Below are 3451 nucleotides of genomic sequence, written 5' to 3' on the forward strand. Positions count from 1 at the left end.
GTCTCGACCGCGCGCAGCGCCGGTTCGCCGAGGCGGGCGAGGAAGCCGTCGGCGGTGAGGATCTCGGCGGCCGGCGGCCAGGCGGCGAGGGAGTCGTGGACGGCGAGGGCCGCGGCGACGATCCGGTCGCGCGGTCCGCCGGGCGGCTCGGGCCACGGGGTCCGGTCGACGTGCTCGTTGAGCAGCTGGACGAGCAGGTCCTCGCGGTCGCGGACGTGGTGGTACAGCGTCGTCGTCCCGATGCCGAGCTCGGCGGCCAGCCGCCGCACGGTCAGCCGCTCCCAGCCGTCCCGCTCGATGATCAGGCGCGCCGCCGCCAGGATCTCGGCGCGCGAGGTCGCCGGGGGGCGGCCGGTGCGGCCGGTGCGGCCCGGGGACGCGTCGTTACGTGGCACCGGTCCATCATGCCGCCCTCGCCGCGCGCGGCGGGACACCGGCGGCCCGGATCAGCGGCCGGGCCGCGACGCCGCGGCGTCCTCGATCCCGCCCCTCGACACGGGGGCGTGCCGCGGCTATTTTTGGAACATGTTCCGAAATGTGTTTCCGGAGGCCGCCGACGCGCCGGTCCCCGACTACGAGTTCGATCCCGAGAGGCTCTCGTCCGCGCTGGACGCCGTCCACCGGGCCGGGATGCCGGGCATCGTCGCCGAAGTGCGCGAGGACGACCGGACGTGGCGCGGCGCGGCGGGCGTCGCCGACGTCGGGACCCGCCGCCCGGTCACCGCCGACATGCCGCAGCGCGTCGGAAGCATCACCAAGACCTTCACCGCGGCAGCGGTCATGCTGCAGGTCGAACAGGGACGGATCGGGCTCGACCTCCCGATCGGCGACTACCTGCCGCGGCTCGTGCCGGGCGAACGCGGCCGGGAGACCACCGTCCGGATGCTGCTGGACAACACCAGCGGCATCCCCGAGTACCTGTTCTCCGCGTTCCCGTCCCTGCGGGGCTTCCCCGCCGGCGACTCCCCGACCCGGAGCCTGGACGACAACCGGTTCCGCCGGTTCGCCCCGGAGGAGCTGATCGCGATGGGCCTCGCGGCCCCGGCGGCGGGGCGCCCCGGCGGACGTCCGGGGATCTACTCCAATGCCAACTACCTGCTGCTGGGAGAGCTTCTGGCGCTGGTGACCGGCATGTCCGCCGAGGAGTGCATCACCCGGACCGTCATCGAGCGGGCCGGGCTCCAGCACACGTCCTTCCCCGCCGGACCGCGCCTCGACCGGCCCCATCCGCGCATGTACGAGGCGCTCTACGGTGCGATCGACCCGCCGCGCGACTACAGCGTGTACGACATGTCCTGGGTCGGGACCGGGGCCGCTCTGGTCTCGACGCCCGCGGACCTGAACCGCTTCTACCGCCTCCTGCTGGCCGGCGAGATCGTCGGGCCGTCCTCGCTGGCGCGGATGCAGCGGACCGGCCCGGTCACCGCCCAGGACGGCCAGAGCGTGATCGACTACGGTCTCGGTCTGCACCGGGTCGAGATCCCCGGGCACGGCGCCTTCTGGGGGCATGACGGCACCGTCTGGGGTGCGCAGGCGATCTCGCTGACCAGCGCCGACGGCCGCCGCCAGATGACGGTCGCGATGAACCTCGTCCGATGGGGCAGGCCGGGCTCTCCGGACGGCCATCCCATCGACGCCGCCCTCGCGGCGTTCTACCGGCAGGCGCTCTGCGGCACCCCTCCGCCACGGCCGACGGCGGAGGACGGGGGGCAGCCGAACGTCACTTGCGCGGGCCCGGGCTCCGACGGAAGGTGAGGACGGACCGCGGCGCGCCGCCGACGGTCCGCCGTCTTCCGGCCGACCTCTGGAGCGTCCGATGCGCACTTCCGAAGCCGAGAGCCCGTTCGTCCTCGATCCGACCGGGGCCGACGTGCACGGCGACGCCGCCCGGATCCGCGCGCGGGGTCCCGCGACGCGGGTGATGCTGCCGGACGGGGTGCCGGCGTGGGCGGTGAGCGATCCCGAGCTGCTGCGGCGGCTGCTGACCGACGACCGCGTCTCCAAGGACGCCCACCGGCACTGGCCGCCCCTGGCGAACGGCGAGGTCGGCCCGGAATGGCCGCTGTTCGCCTGGGTGGTGGTGCGGAACATGTTCACCGCCTACGGCGACGACCACCGGCGGCTGCGGCGGCTCATCTCCAGCGCGTTCACCGTCCGGCGGACCGCGGCGCTGCGTCCGCGCGTCGAGGCGATCGTCGCCGCGCTGCTCGACGAGGTCGCGGACGCCGGGGCCGAGGGGCCGGTGGACCTGCGGGACCGGTTCGCCTACCCGCTGCCGATCCAGGTGATCTGCGAGCTGTTCGGAGTCGCGGACGAGGGCGAGCGCGAGGAGATCCGCCGCTGCGTGGACGTGTTCTTCCGGACCACGGCCACGCCGGAGGAGGCGGCCGCCGCGCTGCCGCGGCTCCAGGAGATCCTGCGCGGGCTCGTGGCCGAGAAGCGGGCGCGTCCCGCCGACGACCTGTCGTCCGACCTCATCGCCGCCCGCGACGGCGGCTCGCGGCTGTCGGAGGAGGAGCTGGTCGACACGCTCGCGCTGTTCCTGAGCGCGGGGCACGAGACGACCGTCAACCTCCTCGACAACGCGGTCCACGCGCTGCTGACCCGGCCGGACCAGCTCGCCCTCGTCCGGTCCGGCCGCGCCACCTGGGGCGACGTGATCGAGGAGACCCTGCGCGCCGAGGCGCCGGTCGCCAACCTGCCGCTGCGGTTCGCGGTCGAGGACATCGAGCTGGACGGCGGGACCGTGCTCCGCGAGGGCGAGGCGATCATCGCCTGCTTCGCGGCGGCCGGACGCGATCCGGGCCTGCACGGCGACGACGCCGACGTCTTCGACGTCACCCGGCCCGACAAGGAGCACCTGGCGTTCGGGTACGGCGTGCACCACTGCCTCGGCGCGCCGCTGGCCCGGCTGGAGGCGGAGATCGCCCTGCCCGCGCTGTTCGCCCGCTTCCCCGGTCTCGCGCTGGCCGTGGATCCGGCCGAGCTGCAGCCGCTCGCCTCGTTCATCTCCAACGGCCACCGCGCCCTGCCCGTCCTGCTGGGAGGGGAGGGCTGATCCCTATACTTACGGCGTATGAACGCGCGGACGCGAGAAGGGGCACCGGCGATGCCGTCCAGGCAGACCTCCCCTAAGCGCACCTCCCCCAAGCGCACCCGCGGGCAGAGCGCGGGCCTGACCCGGCAGGCGGTCCTCGAAGCCGCCCTCGCGCTGGCCGACCGGGAGGGCCTGAAAGCGCTGTCGATGCGGCGCATCGGGCAGGAGCTGGGCGTCGAGGCCATGTCCCTCTACCAGCACGTCGCCGGCAAGGACGCGCTGCTGGACGGCCTGGTCGAGCAGCTGTTCACGCAGGTCGCGCTGCCCCCAGCGGGGGCCGCCGACTGGCGGGGCTGGCTGCGCGGCTACGCGGACGCGCTGCTGGGCGCCCTGCTGGCCCATCCGCGCGCGTTG

Annotated in this window: 4 protein-coding genes; 3 read left to right on the top strand and 1 reads right to left on the bottom strand. The window is 74.5% G+C overall.

Annotated features, from left to right (window positions below):
- Nucleotides 1-395: TetR/AcrR family transcriptional regulator (locus tag AB0J52_RS32680; RefSeq protein ID WP_500186701.1), on the bottom strand; the 395-nt coding region annotated here is incomplete at its 3' end.
- A gap of 130 nt (nt 396-525) precedes the next feature.
- Between AB0J52_RS32680 and AB0J52_RS32685 the strand changes: the two genes are divergently transcribed.
- From AB0J52_RS32685 to AB0J52_RS32695, 3 genes are all read left to right on the top strand, one after another.
- Nucleotides 526-1755: a serine hydrolase domain-containing protein gene (locus tag AB0J52_RS32685; RefSeq protein ID WP_500186702.1), complete on the top strand. Its 1230-nt coding sequence runs from the start codon at nt 526-528 to the stop codon at nt 1753-1755.
- A gap of 61 nt (nt 1756-1816) precedes the next feature.
- Nucleotides 1817-3058, top strand: a complete 1242-nt coding sequence (locus AB0J52_RS32690; RefSeq protein ID WP_500186703.1) for a cytochrome P450 family protein — start codon at nt 1817-1819, stop codon at nt 3056-3058.
- A gap of 51 nt (nt 3059-3109) precedes the next feature.
- On the top strand, nt 3110-3451 hold a 342-nt coding region (locus AB0J52_RS32695), incomplete at its 3' end, for a TetR family transcriptional regulator (RefSeq protein WP_500186704.1).

Source organism: Spirillospora sp. NPDC049652 (assembly GCF_040675125.1).
Lineage (GTDB): Bacteria > Actinomycetota > Actinomycetes > Streptosporangiales > Streptosporangiaceae > Spirillospora.

Bases quoted from the DNA above. Each gene is read 5' to 3' on its own strand.
- AB0J52_RS32685 (WP_500186702.1), top strand. From the start codon at position 526: ATGTTCCGAAATGTGTTTCCGGAGGCCGCCGACGCGCCGGTCCCCGAC.
- AB0J52_RS32690 (WP_500186703.1), top strand. From the start codon at position 1,817: ATGCGCACTTCCGAAGCCGAGAGCCCGTTCGTCCTCGATCCGACCGGG.